Source organism: Nocardia sp. CY41 (assembly GCF_009829325.1).
Classification (GTDB): Bacteria; Actinomycetota; Actinomycetes; order Mycobacteriales; family Mycobacteriaceae; genus Nocardia.
This window is the reverse complement of sequence record NZ_VUOS01000136.1, coordinates 1-723: the sequence shown is the minus strand read 5'-3', so window position 1 is coordinate 723 and position 723 is coordinate 1. Positions and strand designations below refer to the sequence as shown.

General features: G+C 66.8%; 1 protein-coding gene. It reads left to right on the top strand.

All coding sequences use genetic code 11. From position 1 onward, the window contains the following. Window positions 1-49: 49 nt before the first annotated feature. A partial coding sequence (locus tag GVY64_RS37055) for a DUF4226 domain-containing protein (RefSeq protein WP_236567553.1) occupies window positions 50-723 on the top strand: 674 nt, incomplete at its 3' end.

Genomic DNA, 723 nt, shown 5'->3' with positions numbered 1-723 from the left:
GCCGGGTCGGGGTGGGGGTGCGGGTCGGGAGGAGGAGCCGGAGCCGTTGGTGGATCCGGCGTTGGTGGCGGGTGTGCTGCCGATGGCGGGGATGATGGCGATGGGGATGTTGCCGATGATCGCCTCGGCGTTGGCGGGGTTGGGTAGTGGTGGTGGGGGGAATGGTGGGGGTGCGGCGCCGGTGGCTTCGGGTGGGGCCGATGGTTCGGGTGCGGCGGGTATGTCGCCGGAGGCGGCGCGGGCGATGGAGGTGTTGAAGCAGTTGGAGGGGGTGTACGGGGAGGGGGAACCAGTCGATCCGCAGGCGCGGGAGTTGCCGCAGCAGTCCGGCGGTGTCTCGGGTAGTGGTGCGACGACGCGGGCGATTCGGGCCAAGCGGTTGTTCCAGCGCAACGCGGCGAAGGCGTTCAACAATGTGGACAACCAGTTGGTGTCGTATATGCGGGGTTTGAAGGGGTCGAACAAGGTCGACAAGAAGGCGATCGTCGGGTTGGTGCGGGAGGTGAACGTGGCGTTGGCGGAGTTGGGGCCGCAGGCGTACACGAAAGCCGGGCAGCAGAAGGTGCATCAGATCCTGACCGCGGCGTTGCAGAAAGCACACGCGATCGTCTCCGGCGGCAACGCGACCTCCAGCGACACCGCCGCCGCGATCAACCGGTTGACCAAGCAGTACCTGTACAACATCGCGGGCAAGAACTACAAACCACCCACCGGATCCACCGG